Source organism: Massilia sp. UYP11, from assembly GCF_050434805.1.
In the GTDB taxonomy this organism is placed as follows: Bacteria; Pseudomonadota; Gammaproteobacteria; order Burkholderiales; family Burkholderiaceae_D; genus Telluria.
On the sequence record NZ_JBNDJE010000003.1, the window covers coordinates 107736 to 125622 of the forward strand.

Annotated in this window: 17 protein-coding genes; 13 read left to right on the plus strand and 4 right to left on the minus strand. The window is 67.9% G+C overall.

The window, feature by feature from the left end; all coding sequences use genetic code 11:
* The first annotated feature begins 346 nt into the window (after window positions 1-346).
* From kynU to yddG, 7 genes are all read left to right on the plus strand, one after another.
* The gene (gene kynU, locus ABIB38_RS07145; protein WP_429202991.1) at window positions 347-1651 is read left to right on the plus strand and encodes a kynureninase; all 1305 of its coding nucleotides are present in this window, start codon (window positions 347-349) and stop codon (window positions 1649-1651) included.
* A 12-nt stretch (window positions 1652-1663) separates the two neighbouring features.
* On the plus strand, window positions 1664-2512 hold the full coding sequence (gene kynA / locus ABIB38_RS07150) for a tryptophan 2,3-dioxygenase (RefSeq protein ID WP_429202993.1): 849 nt from the start codon (window positions 1664-1666) through the stop codon (window positions 2510-2512).
* 94 nt (window positions 2513-2606) lie between these two features.
* Window positions 2607-3767: an acyltransferase family protein gene (locus ABIB38_RS07155; protein ID WP_429202994.1), complete on the plus strand. Its 1161-nt coding sequence runs from the start codon at window positions 2607-2609 to the stop codon at window positions 3765-3767.
* Entirely contained in the window at window positions 3757-4305 is a 549-nt protein-coding gene (locus ABIB38_RS07160) for an RBBP9/YdeN family alpha/beta hydrolase (RefSeq protein ID WP_429202996.1), read from the plus strand. The genes ABIB38_RS07155 and ABIB38_RS07160 overlap by 11 nt, the downstream gene beginning before the upstream one ends.
* Window positions 4302-4832 (plus strand): GNAT family N-acetyltransferase, encoded by a 531-nt coding sequence (locus ABIB38_RS07165; protein WP_429202998.1) that lies wholly within the window; start codon window positions 4302-4304, stop codon window positions 4830-4832. The genes ABIB38_RS07160 and ABIB38_RS07165 overlap by 4 nt, the downstream gene beginning before the upstream one ends.
* On the plus strand, window positions 4829-5227 hold the full coding sequence (locus ABIB38_RS07170) for a GFA family protein (protein WP_429203000.1): 399 nt from the start codon (window positions 4829-4831) through the stop codon (window positions 5225-5227). Before ABIB38_RS07165 ends, ABIB38_RS07170 begins: the two co-directional genes overlap by 4 nt.
* Before the next feature lie 7 nt (window positions 5228-5234).
* Complete coding sequence (gene yddG, locus ABIB38_RS07175) at window positions 5235-6134, plus strand: aromatic amino acid DMT transporter YddG (RefSeq protein ID WP_429203001.1); 900 nt, start codon at window positions 5235-5237, stop codon at window positions 6132-6134.
* A gap of 242 nt (window positions 6135-6376) precedes the next feature.
* Here the strand turns inward: yddG and htpG are convergent, their stop codons facing one another.
* Window positions 6377-8296, minus strand: a complete 1920-nt coding sequence (gene htpG, locus ABIB38_RS07180; protein ID WP_429203003.1) for a molecular chaperone HtpG — start codon at window positions 8294-8296, stop codon at window positions 6377-6379.
* A gap of 204 nt (window positions 8297-8500) precedes the next feature.
* Between htpG and ABIB38_RS07185 the strand changes: the two genes are divergently transcribed.
* The gene (locus tag ABIB38_RS07185) at window positions 8501-8992 is read left to right on the plus strand and encodes a VOC family protein (RefSeq protein WP_429203005.1); all 492 of its coding nucleotides are present in this window, start codon (window positions 8501-8503) and stop codon (window positions 8990-8992) included.
* A gap of 12 nt (window positions 8993-9004) precedes the next feature.
* On the opposite strand, the gene ABIB38_RS07190 is transcribed toward ABIB38_RS07185, so the two are convergent.
* Window positions 9005-10426: a PLP-dependent aminotransferase family protein gene (locus ABIB38_RS07190; protein WP_429203007.1), complete on the minus strand. Its 1422-nt coding sequence runs from the start codon at window positions 10424-10426 to the stop codon at window positions 9005-9007.
* Between the two features lie 112 nt (window positions 10427-10538).
* On the opposite strand from ABIB38_RS07190, the gene ABIB38_RS07195 reads away from it, so the two are divergent.
* The 4 genes from ABIB38_RS07195 (at window position 10539) to ABIB38_RS07210 (ending at window position 14917) form a co-directional block, all read left to right on the plus strand.
* On the plus strand, window positions 10539-11459 hold the full coding sequence (locus ABIB38_RS07195; RefSeq protein WP_429203008.1) for a DMT family transporter: 921 nt from the start codon (window positions 10539-10541) through the stop codon (window positions 11457-11459).
* Window positions 11460-11535: 76 nt separating this feature from the next.
* The gene (locus tag ABIB38_RS07200; RefSeq protein WP_429203009.1) at window positions 11536-11997 is read left to right on the plus strand and encodes a RidA family protein; all 462 of its coding nucleotides are present in this window, start codon (window positions 11536-11538) and stop codon (window positions 11995-11997) included.
* 164 nt (window positions 11998-12161) lie between these two features.
* On the plus strand, window positions 12162-13355 hold the full coding sequence (locus ABIB38_RS07205; RefSeq protein WP_429203011.1) for a PLP-dependent aminotransferase family protein: 1194 nt from the start codon (window positions 12162-12164) through the stop codon (window positions 13353-13355).
* Between the two features lie 203 nt (window positions 13356-13558).
* Window positions 13559-14917, plus strand: coding sequence for a diguanylate cyclase (locus tag ABIB38_RS07210; RefSeq protein WP_429203013.1), 1359 nt, complete (start codon window positions 13559-13561; stop codon window positions 14915-14917).
* Window positions 14918-14974: 57 nt separating this feature from the next.
* Here ABIB38_RS07210 and ABIB38_RS07215 read toward each other — a convergent pair whose 3' ends face one another.
* Together ABIB38_RS07215 and ABIB38_RS07220 are read right to left on the minus strand one after the other, a co-directional pair.
* On the minus strand, window positions 14975-16564 hold the full coding sequence (locus ABIB38_RS07215) for a glycerol-3-phosphate dehydrogenase/oxidase (RefSeq protein WP_429203015.1): 1590 nt from the start codon (window positions 16562-16564) through the stop codon (window positions 14975-14977).
* Window positions 16561-16725, minus strand: coding sequence for a hypothetical protein (locus ABIB38_RS07220; RefSeq protein ID WP_429203016.1), 165 nt, complete (start codon window positions 16723-16725; stop codon window positions 16561-16563). Before ABIB38_RS07220 ends, ABIB38_RS07215 begins: the two co-directional genes overlap by 4 nt.
* Window positions 16726-16849: 124 nt before the next feature.
* Between ABIB38_RS07220 and ABIB38_RS07225 the strand changes: the two genes are divergently transcribed.
* The gene (locus ABIB38_RS07225; protein WP_429203018.1) at window positions 16850-17887 is read left to right on the plus strand and encodes an AraC family transcriptional regulator ligand-binding domain-containing protein; all 1038 of its coding nucleotides are present in this window, start codon (window positions 16850-16852) and stop codon (window positions 17885-17887) included.

Here is a 17887-nt window from a genome sequence, read left to right on the forward strand (position 1 = left end):
TTTACTCTCGGAAACTCAGGAATTTCTGTTTTGCTGTGGGTGCAAGTGTTGCTTTTATGCACCTCACTCATCCATTAACGGCAGCCTTCAGGCGGACTTTAGGGTTTTCTGAAAATATTTTTGAATATTTTTCGACGCCTTGCCGTCTCTCTGACTCGTTATCGGACGGCTCATCAGGAACTTTAGGGCGGCTGCAAAAATAGTTGAACTTTTTTTTGCCTACGCACTAAATGTCTTAATGACAACACCCGTCTTTCGACTGCCAGTGGAACTTGCTACACTGCCGACCTGCGCGCATTCTTGAGGCGTCACCTGCGTCAACTACCTATATATACATGGAACCGGCATGACCGCACCCACCAGCACCCGCGCCGACTGCCTGGCGCTTGACGCGCTCGACCCCCTGGCGGGGCTGCGCAGCCGCTTCGACCTGCCCGAGGGCGTCATCTACCTGGACGGCAACTCGCTCGGCGCCCGCCCCCGCGCCGCCCTGGCCCGCGCCCAGGACGTGGTGGCACGCGAATGGGGAACCGACCTGATCAAGAGCTGGAACACGGCCGGCTGGTTCGACAGCCCCAAGCGCCTGGGCGACCGCCTGGCCCCGCTGGTCGGCGCCGGCCCCGGCGAAGTGGCCGTCACCGACACTACCTCGCTCAATCTGTTCAAGGCGCTGGCAGCGGCGCTGCGTATCCAGTCCGATGGCGCGACCGCAGGCCGCCGCGGTGGCGACCGCCGCGGTAACGACCGCCGCGGTAGCGACCGCCGCACCATCGTCACCGAACGCAGCAACTTCCCGACCGATATCTATATGGCCGAAGGCCTGACCCGCTGGCTCGAGCGCGGCTACCGGGTGCGTCTGGTCGACTCCGTGGACGAGATCCCGGCCGCGCTCGATCTTGATGCCGCGGTGCTGATGCTCACCCACGTCAACTACCGCACCGGCTACCAGCACGACATGGCCGCCCTCACCCGCCTGGCCCATGAGGCCGGGGCGCTGGCGGTCTGGGACCTGGCCCATTCGGCCGGCGCGGTGCCGGTCGACCTGCGCGCCGCCGACGCCGACTTCGCCGTCGGCTGCACCTACAAATACCTGAACGGCGGGCCGGGCGCCCCGGCCTTCATCTGGGTGCCGCAAAAGCACCAGGCAGGATTCGATCACCCGCTGTCGGGCTGGTGGGGCCACGCCAGCCCGTTCGCGATGGCGCCCGCCTTCGCCCCCGCGGCCGGCATCTGCCGCGCGCTGTGCGGCACGCAACCCATCGTCTCGCTGGCGCTGGTCGAGTGCGGCCTCGAGATCTTCGAGGCGACCGACATGGCTGCGGTGCGCGCCAAGTCGCTGCTTCTCACCGACCTGTTCATCGCGCTGGTCGAGCGCCGCTGCGCCGGCCATCCGCTGGACCTGGTGACGCCGCGCGAGCATGCGCGCCGCGGCAGCCATGTCAGCTTCACCCACCCGCACGGCTATGCGGTGATGGCGGCCCTGATCGCGCGCGGCGTGATCGGCGACTACCGCGAACCCGGGATCATGCGCTTCGGCTTCACGCCGCTGTATACGCGTTACGCGGACGTCTGGGATGCGGTCGAGATCCTGAAGGACATCCTGGACCGCAACGACTACGACGTGGCCGCCGCGCGCGGCGCCGTTACCTGACGAGGCACCGACATGGACAAGGAACAGAACGAGAACCGGCCAGCCGAATGGCATGGCGCAAAGATGGACTTCAGCCAAGCCATGAGCTACGGCGACTACCTGGGCCTGGACCAGATCCTGAACGCCCAGCATCCGCGCTCGCCCAACCACAACGAGCTGCTGTTCATCGTCCAGCACCAGACCAGCGAGCTGTGGATCAAGCTGATGCTGCACGAGCTGCAGGCGGTGCGGCGCCACATCCGCGAAGGCGACCTGCCGCCCGCCTTCAAGATGCTGGCGCGGGTGGCGCGCATCATGGACCAGCTGGTGCACGCCTGGGACGTCCTGGCCACCATGACCCCGCCCGAATACACGGCGATCCGGCCCTACCTGGGGGCCTCGTCGGGCTTCCAGTCATTCCAGTACCGCGAGCTGGAATTCATCCTCGGGAACAAGAACGCGGCGCTGCTGGCGGTGCACGAACAGTCGCCCGAGGCCCACGCGCTGCTGGCGCGCGAACTGGCCCTGCCCTCGATCTACGACGAGGCGGTGATGCTGCTCTCGCGCAGCGGCTTTGCCATCGACCCGGCGCGGCTCGCCGCCGACTGGACCGGCCCGACCCGCGCCGACGACTCGGTCAAGGCCGCCTGGCTGCAGGTGTACGGCGACACCTCCCGCCACTGGGCGCTGTACGAGCTGGCCGAGAAGCTGGTCGACCTGGAGACGGCGTTCCGCTTCTGGCGCTTCCGCCACGTCAGTACGGTCGAACGCATCATCGGCTTCAAGCCGGGAACCGGCGGCACCGCCGGCGTGAGCTACCTGCGCAGGATGCTGGACGTGGTGCTGTTCCCCGAGCTGTTCGCGCTGCGCACCGAGCTTTGAAAAATCCGTCCCGGCTGGTGAAAGGACGTTCCAGGCGGCCGGCGGCGGCCCGGCTGGCGTCGCCATCGGCCCGTTTTGCATTAATATAAACACCATGCGCGCCGCCCCCTCCCCACTCGACCAGCCGTTCTCGGTCTATCTCGACCTGGTCCGCTTCCTGGCGGCGCTGGCAGTAGTGGCGATGCACGTGCGCCAGTTCGGCCTGGCGGAAGGCCCCGGCGCCGACCTCCTGACCCTGTTCGGGCGCGAGGCCGTGATGGCCTTCTTCGTGCTGTCGGGCTTCGTGATCGCCCATACCACCGCGCAGCGCCGCCCCAGCGCGCGCGAATACGCGCTGGCGCGCGCCGCCCGCATCTATTCGGTGGCGCTGCCGGTGCTGTTGCTGGCCTTCGCCTGCGCCAGCCTGGTGCACGGCCACCTGATGACCGGCATGGACCGGCACTACCAGCTGGCCAGGCCCTGGCTGTACATCCCGTTCCACCTGCTGTTCCTGGGCGACCTGTGGTCACTGGCCGAAGTGCCGCCCTGGCTCGGCCCCTGGTGGTCGCTCAACTACGAGGTCTGGTATTACGTGCTGTTCGGCGTGGCCTGCTACGTGCGCGGGCCGTGGCGGCTGCCGGCCCTGTGCCTGGTGCTGGCCGTCATGGGCGTCAAACTGTGGCTGCTGCTGCCGGTCTGGCTGGCCGGAGTCGCGCTCTACCACTGGCAGGCGCGCCATGCGCTCCCATGCGCCCTGGCCCGCCTGGGCTGGATCGCCAGCCTGGCCCTGCTGGCGATCTACGAGACGGGCGGGGTCGAGGAAACCCTGCGCGCGGCCGGCCGCGCTTCCTGGCTCGGGCAAGCCTTCGCGCTGGGGAACGCCGACCGCTTCCTGGCCGACTACGTGTTCGGCCTGATCGTCTGCCTGAATTTCGCCTGCGCGCGCTTCGCCCGCCTCAAGGCCCTGCTGCACGTGGCGCCGCCGATCCGGCGCCTGGCCTCGTATACCCTGACGCTCTACCTGTCGCACGCGCTGGTGCTGATCGCCTGGCCCGCGCTGTATCCGCACGACCCCGGCAGCATGACGGACCTGCTGGCGCTCGGCCTGGCCGTCGCCGTCGCGACCGCCGTCCTCGGCATGCTGACCGAGCAGCGCAAGGACGCGTTCCGGCGCCTGCTCGCGCGCCTGGCGGCGGCGCCGTGGCGCCCGGCCCGCCCGGCCTTCACCGGCGCGGCGCCCGCTGCCCCTATCAAGGAGAAGCAAGATGAAGTGTGATGTCCTGATCCTTCCCGGCCTCTGGAATTCCGGCCCGCGCCACTGGCAATCGCTCTGGCACGAACGCAACCCGCACTGGCGCCGCGCCGCGCACCGCGACTGGACCAATCCCCATTGCCATGAATGGGTGGCCGAGCTCGACGCCGCCATCGCCGACTGCCAGGGCGCGCCGATCCTGGTGGCGCACAGCCTGGGCTGCATGCTGGTCGCGCACTGGGCGCTGTCCGGCTCCCGGCTCAAGGTGGCGGGCGCCTTCCTGGTCGCGCCGAGCGACGTCGAAGCGCCGTCCTATCCGGCCGACCTCAATTGCTGGGCGCCGATCCCGCTGCAACCCTTGCCCTTCCCCAGCGTGGTGGTGGGCAGCGCCAACGATCCCTTCGCCAGCCCTGACCGAACCATCGCCTTCGCCAGCGCCTGGGGCAGCCGCCTGGTCGAGATCGGGGACGCCGGCCACCTGAATACCGATTCGGGCCATGGCGACTGGCCCGAAGGCCTGCGCCTGCTGGAGCAGTTCTGCGACGAGGTCGCGATCGCATGACGGTCCTGCACAGCGCGCGGCTGCGCTTCGAACCGATGAGCGACGCACACTACGAGGGACTGCGCCTGCTGAACGGCGATCCGCAAGTCATGCGCTTCATCACTGGCCGGGCCGAGACGCCCGAGGAGACCCGCGCCGTCATCGCGCGGGTCCGGGCGCGCTGGGAAACGATCGGCTACTCGTGGTGGAGCTTCATCGAACAGGACACGGGTGAACTGGTCGGCGCCGGCTGCATCCAGCACCTGGCGCAAGACCCCGCCAACCCGCAAGAAATCGGCTGGCGCCTGCGCCCCGACCGCTGGGGGCGCGGCTACGCGATCGAGGCGGCCGAGCGCATGGCGCGCTTCGCCTTCGACAAGCTGCGCGCACCACTGCTGTGCGCGATCTGCGACCCGGCCAACCTGCGCTCGCAGCGCATCATGGAAAAACTCGGCATGGCATACCGCGGCGAAGAAATCTGGCATGGTCGCCAGACGCTGGCGTACGAGATCGGCCGCGACGCGTGGCAGGCGCGCGGCCAGGCATGACGACCTTCCACGGCAGCTGCCACTGCGGCGCGGTGCGCTACGAGGCCGACATCGACCTGGCCCTCGGCACCGTCAAGTGCAACTGCTCGATCTGCGTCAAGATGCGCTTCTGGGCCGTGCAGCTCGCGCCAGCCGCCTTTCGCCTGCTGCAGGGCGAAGCGGCGCTGCGCACATACCGCTTCCATACCCGACGCGACGGCCACCACTTTTGCGGCGAATGCGGCATCAATGTGTTCTCGACCGGCAGCGCTCCGCGCTCGGGTCCTTTCGTGGCCGTCACCGTCGCCAGCCTGGACGACCTGCCGGTAGCCGACCTGCTGGCGGCGCCGGTGCGCCATCTCGACGGACGCAACGACAATTGGACCACGCCACCGGCCGAGATCCGCCATCTATGACCTGAGCATGCGCAATACGAGCAAGACCACGCGGGCCACACTGATCGGCCTGCTCGCGATCCTGTTGTGGAGCTCGATCGTCGGACTAATCCGCAGCGTCAGCGCCAGCTTCGGGGCGACCGGCGGCGCGGCGTTGATCTATACGGTTGCCTCGATCCTGCTGTTGCTCACGGTCGGCCCGAGCAAGGTGCGCGCCTTTCCGCGCGCTTACCTGGCGTGGGGGAGCCTGCTGTTCGTCGCCTACGAGATGTGCCTGGCGCTGTCGATCGGCTACGCCGCTACCCACCGCCAGGCCATCGAAGTGGGCATGGTGAACTACCTGTGGCCGGCCTTCACGATGGTGTTCGCCATCGTCTTCAATGGCCACAGGACGACCTGGCTGATCGCCCCCGGCCTGGCGCTGGCGATCGGCGGCGTGTGCTGGGTGCTGGGCGGCGATGGCGGGCTCGAACCCAGGGCGATCGCGACCAATGTGCGCGACAACCCGCTCAGCTACGGCCTGGCCTTCAGCGGCGCCCTGATCTGGGCCGGCTACTGCACCGTCACCGCCAGGATCGCCAACGGCAGCAATGGCGTCACCTTGTTCTTCATGCTCACCGCGCTGGCGCTGTGGACCAAATATGCGCTGATGGGCGGGGAAGCGATGCGCATCGACACGCAATCGGTCATCCACCTGCTGCTCGCATCCGCCGCCATGGGCTTCGGCTACGCGGCATGGAACGTCGGCATCCTGCACGGCAACGTCACGGTCCTGGCCGGCGCCTCCTACTTCATTCCCGTGTTGTCGGCCGCGCTGGCGGCGCTGGTGCTCGACACGTCGCTGTCGTTCTCGTTCTGGCAAGGCGCGGCGATGGTGTGCGCGGGATCCGTCCTGTGCTGGCTCGCGACGCGCCGACGAACGGCGTGACGTTGGGTTGAGTCGAAAGTTTTCTTGAGTTAACGTAAAAACGTCGTTACTGCCACTGGCAGTAACGACTCCCCACGAAGGTGGGGACCCAATCTTGCAAGCGTTTCGACGACGTTTGCAGAACTTGGGTCCCCGCCTGCGCGGGGACGACGTAGTTGACGGCTAGCTCAGCAGCTTAACTTGACGGCATTACCGCGTTGCCCCGGTTTTTTTTGCCGTCGCGAGAAAGCCTGCTGCGACGCTTACCTGGCCGGCGCCAGCAGCATCTCGTTCAGGCGCTTCACGAACGAGGCCGGGTCGTGCAGGCTCCCGCCCTCGGCCAGCATCGCCTGGTCGAACAGGATATGCGACCAGTCGGCGAAGCGTCCGCCGCTCGCGTCCTCGTACTTTAGGCGCTGCACCAGTGGGTGGTTCGGGTTGATCTCGAGAATGGGCTTCGATTCCGGCGCGTTCTGGCCGGCCGCCTTCAGCATGCGCAGCAGGTTGCCCGACAACTCGTTTTCGTCCGCCACCAGGCAGGCCGGCGAGTCGGTCAGGCGGAAGGTCACGCGTACGTCCTTGGCCTTCTCGCCCAGGGCGCCCTTCATGCTCTCGACCAGTTCCTTGTAGCCGGCCTCGGTCTCGGCGTGCTCCTTCTTTTCCGCCTCGTCTTCCAGCGCGCCCAGGTCCAGGCCGCCCTTGGCGACCGACACCAGTTCCTTGCCTTCGAACTCGGTGAAGAACGACAGCATCCATTCGTCGACGCGGTCGGTCATCAGGATCACCTCGACGCCCTTCTTGCGGAAGATCTCGAGGTGCGGGCTGTTCTTCGCCGCCTGGTAGTTGTCGGCGGTGACGTAATAGATCTTGTCCTGGCCTTCCTTCATGCGGCCGACGTAGTCGGCGAACGACACGGTCTGCTCGCCCGAGTCATCAAAGGTCGAGGCGAAGCGCAGCAGCTTGGCGATGCGGTCCTTGTTGGTGGCGTCCTCGCCGATGCCTTCCTTGAGCACCTGGCCGAATTCCTTCCAGAAGGTCGCATACTTGTCCTTGCCGGCCTGCTCGTCGGAATTCGCCATTTCCTCGAGCATGCCCAGCACGCGCTTGGTCGAGCCTTCGCGGATCACGCGCACGTCGCGCGACTCCTGCAGGATCTCGCGCGAGACGTTCAGCGGCAGGTCGGCGGAGTCGATCACGCCCTTGATGAAGCGCAGGTAGGTCGGCATCAGCTGCTCGGCGTCGTCCATGATGAACACCCGCTTGACGTACAGCTTGATGCCGCCGCGCTTGTTGCGGTCCCACAGGTCGAACGGGGCATGGGCCGGCACGTACAGCAGCTGGGTGTATTCGCTGCGGCCTTCCACCCGGTTGTGGGTATAGGTCAGCGGTTCCTGGAAGTCGTGCGAGACGTGCTTGTAGAACTCGTTGTACTGTTCTTCGGTGATGTCGCTCTTCGAGCGTGCCCACAGCGCGCTGGCCTGGTTCACGGTCTCGAGTTCGTCCTTGAGGACGGTCTCTTTCTTCTCTTCGTCCCACTCTTCCTTCTGCATCACGATCGGCAGCGAGATGTGGTCGGAATACTTGCGGATGATCGATTTGAGCTTCCACGAAGACAGCAATTCTTCCTCGCCTTCGCGCAGGTGCAGGATCACGTCGGTGCCGCGCCCAGGCTTTTCGATCTGCTCGATCGAGTACTCGCCCTCGCCGCGCGAATCCCAGCGCACGCCCTGCTCGGCAAAGGCGCCGGCGCGGCGGGTATTGACGACGATCCTCTCGGCCACGATGAAGCCCGAATAGAAGCCCACGCCGAACTGGCCGATCAGGGCCGCATCCTGCTGCTGGTCGCCCGACAGCTTGCTGAAGAATTCCTTGGTGCCCGACTTGGCGATGGTGCCCAGATGCGAGATCACCTCGTCGCGGCTCATGCCGATGCCGTTGTCCGAGATCGTGATGGTTTTCGCATCCTTGTCGAACGAGACCTTGATTCTCAATTCATGGTCGTCGCCGTACAGGGCGTCGTTGTTGATCGCCTCGAAGCGCAGCTTGTCGGCCGCGTCGGACGCGTTCGAGATCAGTTCGCGCAGGAAAATCTCCTTGTTCGAATACAAGGAGTGAATCATCAGTTGCAGCAGCTGTTTTACTTCTGCCTGGAAGCCAAGGGTTTCTTTTTCGGCGTTCGCCATCTTGTTCCTCGTTAAAAAACATGGGGGGTTGGTCAGACTCGGACGCATATATGGATGACGACGGCGATTTCAAGAGGTCGTTTTGATAAGAAGAAAATTGCTTCAAAGAAATTTGCACTTTTATCGATCGATCGTGTCGAATCCTGCCCGTCCCGTTCGTCGTAGCCGGTGCGGCACCCATCCACTACCACACAGGAGAACACCATGAACCAGGCAGTACGTCCCATCCCCGAAGGCTACCGTACCGTCACCCCGCACCTGGTGTGCGAACAGGCGCTTGACGCGATCGCGTTCTACAGGAAGGCCTTCGGCGCCGTCGAGATCGCGCGCCTGCCCGGGCCGGACGGCAAGATCATGCATGCGGAGCTGCGCATCGGCGATTCGCCCATCATGCTGGCGCAAGACTTTCCCGAGTTCGGCAGCCTGGGGCCGCTGGCCCTGAAAGGCACGCCCGTGGTCATCCACCTGTACGTCGAGGATGCCGATGCCGTATGGGCCCAGGCGCTGGAGGCCGGCGCCAGGCCGGTGATGCCGCTGTCCGACATGTTCTGGGGCGACCGCTACGGCCAGGTGGTCGACCCGTTCGGCCACCGCTGGTCGATCGCCACCCACAAGCAGGACCTGACGCAGGAACAGATCATGGACGGCATGAACAAGATGATGGCGGCCGGCTGCCCGGGGCAGCAGGCCGGCTAAGTCAGCCGACGCTCAGCCGGCGCGCCCCTCCAGGAAGCGCCACACGCCCGGATCCTGCAGCGCCGCCAGGTTCAGCCGCATCCGGGTCGACGGCTGCTGGCTGGGCGAGAACAGGCTGCCCGGCGCCAGCAGCACGTCCTGCCCCATGGCGCGCGCCGTAAGTGCATTGGTGTCCATGCCGGCGTCGACCCACAGGAACATGCCGGCCGCCGGCGCCGGGTCGACCCGCATCCCGAGCGCCTCGAGCCGGCGCAGCGCGCCCGGCCGCACCGCATCCAGGCGGCCGCGCACGCGATCGAGGTGCTTGCGGTGCTGGCCTTCGGCCAGGATCTTGTAGACCACGCGCTCGCCGATGTCGCTGGTGCTGAGCGTGGCCAGCATCTTGCGGTCGGCCAGCAGCGCGGCCCGCTCGCGCGAGGCGGCGACGAAGCCGACCCGCAGGTTGGCCGCCATCGACTTCGAAAATCCGCCCAGGTAGATCACCCGCCGCAGGCCGTCCAGCGCGGCCAGGCGCGTGGCGCCGCCCGGGTGCAGGCCGCAGTAGATGTCGTCCTCGACCACCAGGAAGTCGTGCTGCTCGGCCAGGCGCAGCACCTGGAAGGCCTTGGCCGCCGATACCGAGGTCGAGCTGGGGTTGTGCAGCACCGAGTTGATGACGAACAGGCGCGGGCGATGCAGCGCCGCCAGCTCCCCGAGCCGCGCCAGGTCGGGACCGTCGGCCAGGCGCGGCACGCCGACCACCTTCAGGCCCAGCGCCGCGAACGACCCGAACATCAGGAACCAGGCCGGATCGTCGACCAGCACCGTGTCGCCCGGCAGGCAGAACGCGCGCGCCACCAGATCCAGCGCCTGGGTTACGCCGAGCGTGGTCACCAGCTGCTCGGGCGCGGCATCGATCTCGAGCTCGGCCAGCTGGAGCTGGAGCTGCTGACGCAGCGGCAGGAAGCCGTGCGGCGAACCGTAATTGAGCAAGCCGGCGCAGTTCTGACGGCTGAGCGCGCGCAGCGCGTTGGCCACCGCCGCCCCGTCGAGCCAGTCGGCCGGCAGCACGCCGGAACCCGGCGCCAGCCCGAGCGGGGCCTGGCGAAACATGCTGCGCACCAGCCAGGCGATGTCGAGGTCGGCCGGGACCGGCGCCGGCCGTGCCGACGTGGACGTATGCGTGGGCGTATGCGCCGGCGCCTGGCGCTCGCGCACGAAGAAGCCGGCGCCGCGGCGCGATTCCAGGTAACCCAGCGCCACCAGCCGGTCGTAGCTGGCCACGACGGTGAACGGCGACACCCCGTGGCTGGCGGCGAAGCGCCGGATCGAGGGCATGCGCGCGCCGGGGCGCAGCAGGCGCTCGTCGACGCGCGCCGCCACCGCGCGCACGATCTGGTCGGCCAGCGGTGCGCCGGCCTCGCGCGCCAGTGCGAAGACGAGTGTATCGGTCATTTCACCACCACAGTCGGCAAATTATCGGTCGAAGTGTACTGGGACTGTACTGGTCCGTACGGCTAGGATAGACCCACTGCCCCGTTGCCGCAAGCCCGACCAAGGATCGCCGATGAACACCCTCGCCCGCCCCACCCCGACCGCTCGCAGCGACGAAGCACGCGGCATGCTCCTTGGCCTGGTGGGCGTGGCGATGTTCAGCTTGACCTTGCCGTTTACCCGCATGGCGGTGGCCGAACTCGACCCCTTGTTCATCACACTCGGGCGCGCGCTGGGCGCGGCGCTGCTGGCCGGCCTGTGGCTCGGATGGCGGCGCGCCCCGTTGCCGCCGCGCGCCGCACTGGCGCCGCTGGCCCTGGTGGCGCTGGGCGTGGTGATCGGCTTTCCGCTCCTCTGCGCGCTGGCCCTGCGCTCGGTGCCGGCCACGCACGGCGCGGTGCTGGCCGGCCTGCTGCCGCTGATGACGGCCCTGTACGGCGCCCTGCGCGGCGACGAGCGGCCGTCCGCCGCCTTCTGGCTGATGGCCGTGCTCGGCGCGGCGCTGGTGATCGCGTTCGCCTTGTCCCAGGGCGGCGGCGCCCTGCAACTGGCCGACCTGCTGATGTTCCTGGCCGTGGCGGCCGGCGCCGTCGGCTATGCCGAGGGCGGCAAGCTGGCGCGCACCCTGGGCGGCCCGGAGACGATTTCGTGGGCGCTACTGGTGGCGCTACCGTTGGTGGCGCCGCTGCTGGCCTGGCATTGCTGGCCGCAAGCGCGCGCGTTGACCGGCGTCGGCGCCGCGGCCTGGGCGGGGCTGGCCTACATGACCGTGTTCTCGATGTTCGTCGGCTTCTTTTTCTGGTACCGCGGCCTGGCCCTGGGCGGGATCGCGCGGGTCGGCCAGGTGCAGCTGTTGCAACCCTTCATGAGCCTGGCCGGCGCCGCCCTGCTGCTGGGCGAACCGCTGACCCTGCACGACAGCCTGTTCGCACTGGCCGTGATCGGGGTCGTGCTTGCCGGACGGCGACTACACGTGCGGCGCCGGCCTAGCTGACCGAGCCGTTGGATGTGCATGCCCTCGGCTCGACGTACAATACCGGCTTCATTCACGCACCATTGGGGAAAACAATATGTCCGTCTACGACAAACTCAAAGAACTGAACATCACCCTGGAAGCGCCGGCCACCCCGGCCGCGGCATACGTCATGTACGTCCAGACCGGCAACCTCGTGTTCATCTCGGGCCATATCGCCAAGAACAAGGACGGCAGCATCAATGCCGGCATCGTTGGCCGCGACAAGACCACGTCCGAGGCCCAGGCTGCCGCGCGCTCGGTCGCGATCGACCTGATCGGCACCCTGCAGGAAGCCGTGGGCGGCGACCTGAACCGCGTCAAGCGCATCGTCAAACTGATGAGCCTGGTCGCTTCGACCCCGGAATACAACGAACAGCACCTGGTCACCAATGGCGCCTCGGAACTGATCGGCGAGGTGTTCGGCGACGCCGGCAAGCACGCCCGCTCGGCCTTCGGCGTGGCGTCGCTGCCGCGCGGCACCTGCGTCGAGATCGAAATGATCGTCGAAGTGGCATAAAACAGCCATTCAGCCGGCAACTACCGGCGTTAATTCGTCTGTAATTCCATTAATGTTGTGCCTCGGGTGGGGCTTACCCGGCTCCATTCGCCGAAAAGAAGCCGCCTACCGGCGTGTTTTATATAATGGCCCGGCACCACCGCGCCCCTTCCTGTGAGACAAGTATGAAAATCGAAAACCCCAATCCCATCCAGTGGCAGTTCTCGGAACGCGCCCAGCAGTTGCAAAGCTCGTTCATCCGCGAGATCCTCAAGATCACCCAGCGTCCGGAGATCATCTCGTTCGCCGGGGGCCTGCCATCGCCAGCCACCTTCCCGGTCGAGCGCATGAAAGCCGCTTACGACAAGGTCCTGACCGAGAACGGCAAGGTCGCGCTGCAGTATGGCCCGACCGACGGCTACGCGCCGCTGCGGGAATGGATTGCCGGTTCGCTGTCGACGGAAGGTTCGACGATCCTGCCGGAACAGATCCTCATGACCTCCGGCTCGCAGCAGGCGCTCGACCTGCTGGGCAAGGTGCTGATCGACGAAGGCAGCCGCGTGCTGGTCGAGACCCCGAGCTACCTGGGCGCGCTGCAGGCGTTCTCGGTCTACCGCCCCGAATTCAAGTCGGTCGACACGGATGAAGCAGGCCTGGTGCCGTCGTCGCTCGAAGGCATCGCGCAAGGCGCGCGCATGCTGTACGCGCTGCCGAACTTCCAGAACCCGACCGGCCGTTCGCTGTCGGTCGAGCGCCGCCAGGAACTGGTGGAAACCTGCGCCCGCCTCGGCGTGCCGCTGATCGAGGACGATCCCTACGGTTCGCTGAGCTACAAGGGCGCGCCGAGCCCCAAGATGGTCGCGATGAACCCGGACGGCGTCATCTACATGGGCTCGTTCTCGAAGGTGCTGACCCCGGGCATCCGCCTCGGCTACGTGTGCGCCCCGCTGCCGCTGGTGCGCCGCCTCGAGCTGGCCAAGCAGGCGGCCGACCTGCACACCGCCCAGCTGACCCAGATGGTGGTGCACGAAGTCGTCAAGGACGGCTTCCTGGACCAGCACATCCCGACCATCCGCCAGCTGTACGGCGACCAGTGCCAGGTGATGCTGGACGCGATGCAGCAGCATTTCCCGGCCGGCGTGAGCTGGACCAAGCCGGAAGGCGGCATGTTCATCTGGGTTACCCTGCCGCAGCAGATCGACGCCATGAAGCTGCTGGAACAGTCGCTGGCCGCGCGCGTCGCCTTCGTGCCGGGCGCGCCGTTCTACGCCAACGATCCGGCCACCAACACGCTGCGCCTGTCCTTCGTGACGGTGCCGCCGGAACGCATCCGCGAAGGCATCGCGGTCCTCGGCAAGCTGATCGCCGACATGCTGTAACGTCGAGCGGGGCCGCGGTTGCGGCCCTGTTCTTGACTGTCAGTAGATAGCGGTATCATTCCGGGGCAACGCCGGGCCAATGGCGGGTCAGTTGCAACAGTGCAACAATTACATCAGGTGGTGGATTTTAGGCAAGATTCGTGTCCAGAATCTCCATATAAAGAGTATGATTTCTCGACACTGATGAGGTCTGCCCGCCACCGATGATGTATCCTGCCCTAGCGTTCGCCACACCGGCGCGCCAATCCGCGATTTTGATCGTCGACGACGCTCCCGACAGTCTCGGGCTGCTGCAGGACATGATGCGCCAGCAGGGCTACCAGACCTTCGTCGCCAGTTCCGGCAAGCGCGCGCTCGACATCGCCACCCGAGTCCAGCCCGACCTGATCCTGCTCGACGTGATCCTGCCCGACCTCGACGGCCTGGAGATCTGCCGGCGCCTGAAGCGCCAGCCCGACACCGCCCACATCCCCGTCATTTTCGTCAGCGCCCGCGGCGAGACCGAAGACATCGTGGCCGGCTTCGACACCGGCGCCGCCGACTACATCGCCAAGCCGGTGCGCATGGCCGAGGTATGCGCGCGCGTGCGCGCCCAGCTGCGCCTGCGCAGCAGCAGCGAAAGCCAGAAGCAGCAGGCCGAGCGCCTGCAGCTGATCGTGGACGGGATGGACGAGGGCCTGATGCTGGTCGACTGCGAAGGCCGCGTGGTGTACGCCAATCCGGCCTGCGAACGCTTCCTGTCCCAGCCCAAGGAAGTGCTGGAAGGCGAGCTGCTGGCCGACCTGATCGAGCCGCCCGCCGCCGGCGACTACGCCGGCTATTTCGCCCGCCCCCTCGACGCCGAGGCAAGCGCGCGCTGCCGCGGCACGCGCGAAGTGCTGGTGCGCCAATCGGACGGCACCCTGCACGCGATGGACCTGAGCCTGTCGCCGGTGGCGGGCGGCGAGGCGCTGTTCGTCGCCCTGCTGCACGACATCACCCACCACAAGCAGTCCGAGACGGCGCTGCAGCGCGCCGCCCTGATCGACCCGCTCACGCGCATCGCCAACCGCCGCCACTTCGACGCCTTCCTGGACAAGGAATGGCAGCGCGCCATCCGCAGCGGCCAGCCGCTGTCGCTGATCGTGCTCGACGTCGACCACTTCAAGGGCTACAACGACAGCCTGGGCCACGCCGCCGGCGACGCCTGCCTGCAGGCCATCGCCGAAGCGCTGCAATCGCACGCGATGCGTCCGACCGACCTTGCCGCGCGCTACGGCGGCGAGGAATTCGTGGTGCTGCTGGCAGATACCGCGTCCGGCGCGGCGGCGCGGCTGGGCGAGACGATCCGCGCCCACGTCGAGCGCCTGGCCATTCCGAATCCGCGCGCCGAAGGCCCGGGCGTGGTGACGGTCAGCATCGGCGTGGCCTGCATCGTGCCGACCCTGTTCGACGACATCCGCACGTTCTTCATCTCGGCCGACCGCGCGATGTACGAGGCCAAGGCGCGCGGGCGCAACCAGGTAGTGGCGGCGCAGGACGGCGCGGCGTGGGAGCAGGCGCGCGGCGGGATGGCGCACTGACACGTCGCCGCGATCCGCTTCGCTAAGCGACCTTCGCGCGCGACCAGGCGCCCCGCTTCAAGCGGCGGGCGGAACCCCGTACTGCTTGCGACACTCGGCCAGGTAGCGCCGCTCCTGCGCTTCCCAATGGGCGTCGGTCCAGCCGAGTTCCGGCTGGCAGATGGGGCGGATGCGGGTCATCTGGTCGAGACCGCCGTTTGGGAGCTGGATGCCGAGCCGGGTGCGGCGCAGCAGCAGGTCGTCGAGCTGGTAGACCTCCTCGGCGCGCGCGGCCCAGCGCAGCTCGGCCCACAGGGTCTGCGTGCCCGGGATGCACTCCAGCTCGCCCTGGCGCGCCGCGAGCAGCAGCGGCCTGGCGTGGGCGCCGTAGCGTCCGGCCAGCCGGCGCAGCACGCCGGGCGGCAGGTCGTAGCGCGTCGGCACCGACACCCGCGCGAACACCGGACCGCGCTCGGCGCGCAGCTGCCAGCCGGGCAGCTGCTGCGACACGTGACGCAGCACGTCGAGCGCGATCGCGCGGAAGGTGGTCAGCTTGCCGCCCGCCACCGACACCAGCCCCGGCTCCGACCAGACGAAGTGGTCGCGCTTCTCGGACGACTGCGCGCCATGCTGGCCGCCGTCGATCACCGGCCGCACGTCGGCGAAGGTGGCCACGACGTCCTGGTCGCTCAAGCCCATCTGCGGGAACTGGGCATGCAGGGCGGCCATCAGGTAGTCGAATTCATGGCGCGTGATGCGCGCCTCGGTGTTGAGGCCTTCCTCGTGGTCGACGTCGGTGGTGCCGACCAGGGTCACGCCCTCCCATGGGAAGGCGAACACCGGGCGGCTGTCGGCCGGGTGCAGCAGGCTGACCGCCTGCGCCAGCGGCAGGCGCCAGGCCGGCAGCACCAGGTGGCTGCCGCGCAGCGGCCGCAGGCGCGGCGCGCGCTCGGGCTTGCCGCCGCCGCTCCCGCCGCCGAACAGGTCGGACCAGGCCCCGGTGGCGTTGATGACCACCCGGGCGCGCACCGCCGTCTCGGCCTTGCTGCGTTCGTCGCGCAGCATGGCCCCGTGCACCTTGCCGCCGTCGCGCACCAGCGCCTGCACGGTCACGTAGTTGCAGGCAACCGCGCCGTGGGCGCGCGCCTCGTCGATCACGCGCAGCACCAGGCGCGCGTCGTCGGTCTTGGCGTCGGTGTAGCGGATGGCGCCGGCCAGCGGGGCGGCGCCGATCGCCGCGCCCGTGGTCGGCGCCGGCACGCTGGGCGATTCCGGGCGTTCGCGGTGCGGCTCGCGCCGCCCGGCCAGCATGTCGTACCAGCGCAGCATGGCGAGAAAGCCGAGCCGCCGCTTGACGTCGGCGCCATGGTCGGCGAAGGCGAAGCCCTGCGGCTCGACCAGGCCGGGCGCCGCACGCAGCAGCGACTCGCGCTCGCGCGCGGCGTCGCGCGTCAGGCGCAGGTTGCCGGAAGCGAGGTAGCGCAGGCCGCCGTGCACCAGCTTCGACGAGCGGCTCGAGGTGCCCCAGGCGAAGTCCTTCTGCTCGACCAGCAGGGTCTTGAGGCCGCGCCGCGCGGCTTCGAGCAGGATGCCGGCGCCGGTGATGCCGCCGCCGATCACCAGGAGGTCCCAGTCGCGCCCCGGCGGAAAGGTGTCGGCCCGATTCATGGCGTCACCAGCTGGCCCGGCTGCAGGCCGACCCACGCGTGTCCGCAGGCCGCATCCTGCGGCGCCGTCCCCCGGCACAGCGGTGCGCCGGACAAGGCGCGGGCCTGCCCTGGCAGCCGTACCGTGATCGACTCGATGCCCCAACCGTTCCAACGCCGCATGAATGACTTTCCGTTATACTGCGAGTTGCAATTTTTACCAGCCAAGGGCTCGCTTCGCGTTTCAGTTCTGGCATCGCCTCGGGTAGCACATTAAAGTTGCACCCGCCAACCGTATTGCGCTTTCATGACACAGACTTGTTCTATCACGCCATTGACGGACGGCGCGCGCGTGACCGGTTCCTACCTGCAGCCCCTGCTGGAAACCGCGCTCGAGCGCGGGCTGACCCTGCCTGCGTTGGCCGAGGCCGCCGGCCTGGCGCCTGGCGCGCTGGAGCCGCTGCCCGAGAGCCTGCCCGCACGACGCTACATCGGCTTGCTCGAAGCCGGCGCGCGCCTGGCGAACGATCCGTTCTTCGGCCTGCACGTGGGCGAAAAGGCGCGTCCGGCCACCTACCGGGCCTACGGCCTGCTGCTGCTGGCCTCCAGCAGCTTCGGTCATGCTCTGGAGCTGAGCCAGCGCTACGAATCCCTGGCCCACGACCTGGGCCGCAGCCGCGTGACGCAGGGCGGCGCGCACGCGCACTACGAATGGGTCAGCCACTATCCCGACGCCACCCGGCACCTGGTGGAAAGCGTGTACGCGGGCATCCGCGTGTTCGGCAGCTGGCTGGCGGGACGTCCCCTGATGCCGCTGGCGCTGCGCCTCAGGCATGCCGACCCGGGCCACGGCGACGCCGAATACCTGCGCGTGCTGGGCATCGCTCCCGAGTTCGCCGCGCCGCTGAACTGCGCCGCCGTTGATGCCGCCCTGCTGGCGATGCCGGTGCCGAACGCCGACACCAGCCTGTACCCGCTCCTGCAGCAGCACGCCGAACGGCTGCTCGAACAGCGCGCCACCCGGGAAGAACCCATCGTGGTCCGGGTCCGGGCCGCGCTGCTGCCGCGCCTGGCCGGCGGCGAGGCGCGGCTGGCGCCGGTGGCGGCCGAACTGGGGCTCTCGCCGCGCACCCTGCAGCGCAAGCTGGCCGGCGCCGGATCGAGCTTCCAGCAGGTGCTCGACGCGGTGCGCTACGGCCTGGCCCGGGATTACCTGCGCCGGCGCGAACTGGGCCTGGTCGACATCGCCTTCCTGCTCGGCTTTCGCGAGCAGAGCGCGTTCACGCACGCGTTTCGCGAATGGAGCGGCGTGAATCCGGGAGCATGGCGCGAACAGGCTGCCTGA

Coding starts and splice junctions, on each gene's coding strand:
- kynU (WP_429202991.1), top strand. CDS start 347: ATGACCGCACCCACCAGCACCCGCGCCGACTGCCTGGCGCTTGACGCG.
- kynA (WP_429202993.1), top strand. CDS start 1,664: ATGGACAAGGAACAGAACGAGAACCGGCCAGCCGAATGGCATGGCGCA.
- ABIB38_RS07155 (WP_429202994.1), top strand. CDS start 2,607: ATGCGCGCCGCCCCCTCCCCACTCGACCAGCCGTTCTCGGTCTATCTC.
- ABIB38_RS07160 (WP_429202996.1), top strand. CDS start 3,757: ATGAAGTGTGATGTCCTGATCCTTCCCGGCCTCTGGAATTCCGGCCCG.
- ABIB38_RS07165 (WP_429202998.1), top strand. CDS start 4,302: ATGACGGTCCTGCACAGCGCGCGGCTGCGCTTCGAACCGATGAGCGAC.
- ABIB38_RS07170 (WP_429203000.1), top strand. CDS start 4,829: ATGACGACCTTCCACGGCAGCTGCCACTGCGGCGCGGTGCGCTACGAG.
- yddG (WP_429203001.1), top strand. CDS start 5,235: ATGCGCAATACGAGCAAGACCACGCGGGCCACACTGATCGGCCTGCTC.
- htpG (WP_429203003.1), bottom strand. CDS start 8,296: ATGGCGAACGCCGAAAAAGAAACCCTTGGCTTCCAGGCAGAAGTAAAA.
- ABIB38_RS07185 (WP_429203005.1), top strand. CDS start 8,501: ATGAACCAGGCAGTACGTCCCATCCCCGAAGGCTACCGTACCGTCACC.
- ABIB38_RS07190 (WP_429203007.1), bottom strand. CDS start 10,426: ATGACCGATACACTCGTCTTCGCACTGGCGCGCGAGGCCGGCGCACCG.
- ABIB38_RS07195 (WP_429203008.1), top strand. CDS start 10,539: ATGAACACCCTCGCCCGCCCCACCCCGACCGCTCGCAGCGACGAAGCA.
- ABIB38_RS07200 (WP_429203009.1), top strand. CDS start 11,536: ATGTCCGTCTACGACAAACTCAAAGAACTGAACATCACCCTGGAAGCG.
- ABIB38_RS07205 (WP_429203011.1), top strand. CDS start 12,162: ATGAAAATCGAAAACCCCAATCCCATCCAGTGGCAGTTCTCGGAACGC.
- ABIB38_RS07210 (WP_429203013.1), top strand. CDS start 13,559: ATGATGTATCCTGCCCTAGCGTTCGCCACACCGGCGCGCCAATCCGCG.
- ABIB38_RS07215 (WP_429203015.1), bottom strand. CDS start 16,564: ATGAATCGGGCCGACACCTTTCCGCCGGGGCGCGACTGGGACCTCCTG.
- ABIB38_RS07220 (WP_429203016.1), bottom strand. CDS start 16,725: ATGCGGCGTTGGAACGGTTGGGGCATCGAGTCGATCACGGTACGGCTG.
- ABIB38_RS07225 (WP_429203018.1), top strand. CDS start 16,850: ATGACACAGACTTGTTCTATCACGCCATTGACGGACGGCGCGCGCGTG.